At 58.1% G+C, this 1,193-nt stretch carries 1 protein-coding gene; it reads right to left on the bottom strand.

The features are described from left to right. A partial coding sequence (locus HHL21_RS21325; RefSeq protein ID WP_169469682.1) for an IS4 family transposase occupies positions 1–1,193 on the bottom strand: 1,193 nt, incomplete at both ends.

The raw sequence follows: 1,193 nt of genomic DNA, 5'->3' as shown, positions 1-1,193 counted from the left end.
TCAGGAGGCTAACCAGCCTTTCGCGCAAATGCTTCATCGAGGCTGGTAGTTTTCCGTACGACCTGGTGACGGCAGCCCAGTGCAACTCAAACTGGATCAGGTGGAATGCACGGATGAAACTGACTTCCGTTGGTTCGCACTTGACGACCAAGGCGGCTTTGGCAATTTCGAGGCGGATCAGGTTGTAAGCGATCAGGGTCCCCCATATTTCCTGATACACCCCCTCGACGGTTTTTGAGCGCAAGGTAAGTGCCGTCCCCAGCATTGTCTGCTTGAGTTCCCGGTAACTCGTCTCGATTCCCCAGCGCCGGTCATAGCATGCGGCGATATCGGCCGGCTTGTAGCGACGCCGGTCGCGCAGGGACGTCAGTAAGACGCGTTCTCGCGCCTGTGAATCGACCACAGTAATGGCGCGCGCTTCCCAAAATTCAGGCAGCTCCGGACATTTCTTCCTGGCCTGCGGCGACACGCGCATGCGCACGATAGCGTCGTTCTCGTCGCCCTCGATCAGTTCCCACTTGGTGTTCGATTTGGCCGGGATAATGAAGTGACGCTCCGTGCCGACGCTTGTCAGGGCGCACAGGATTTCCGCTGACAGGAAGCCGCGGTCGAAGACCGTCAGGGATTCGTCCGGGATGTCCTGGATAAGCTGCTTCGCATACAGCATTTCATTGGTTGCGTAAGGTCCGAACGCAGCACTATGAACCAGGTGAGTAGGCAAGCAAGTGAGCGTTACGCCACGCACTTGCGGATAGCTGGCGACTGTGTCGCTGGCGTATTTTTGCGCACCAAAATGCTCGCGGTTCCCAGCCGTATCATGTGTGCGCAAAGTAGTGCCATCCATGGCAAACAGCTGCAGCCCTTTGAACAGATATGCCCGGCGATCTTGTGCGCTCCAATGTCGAGCCGAGCGTTCGAACAGCCATTTCAACGGCTCCGGGCCAAGCCGCTGACGTGCCTGCGCTGCCGCGCTTTTGCTGACGAATGGGGTCTGCGAATCCGGCACTGCCAGGCCTAGATCATCAAGCACTTCGCCGATCGATTTGTGGCGATACAGCGCCAACGCCACCATCAGCCACACTACCTGCTCAGCCGGCAAGCGCCGATGCCGAATACTGGCTGCATCCGTACTCAGGATCGCTTGCTCGATCCACTCGTATGGCAAATGCTCGCCCAGCCTCTTCCAGTCCGGA

This window comes from Massilia polaris, from assembly GCF_012927275.1.
GTDB lineage: Bacteria > Pseudomonadota > Gammaproteobacteria > Burkholderiales > Burkholderiaceae_D > Telluria_A > Telluria_A polaris.
The sequence above is the reverse complement of the archived record's forward strand: the minus strand, read 5'-3'. Positions and strand labels throughout refer to the sequence as shown.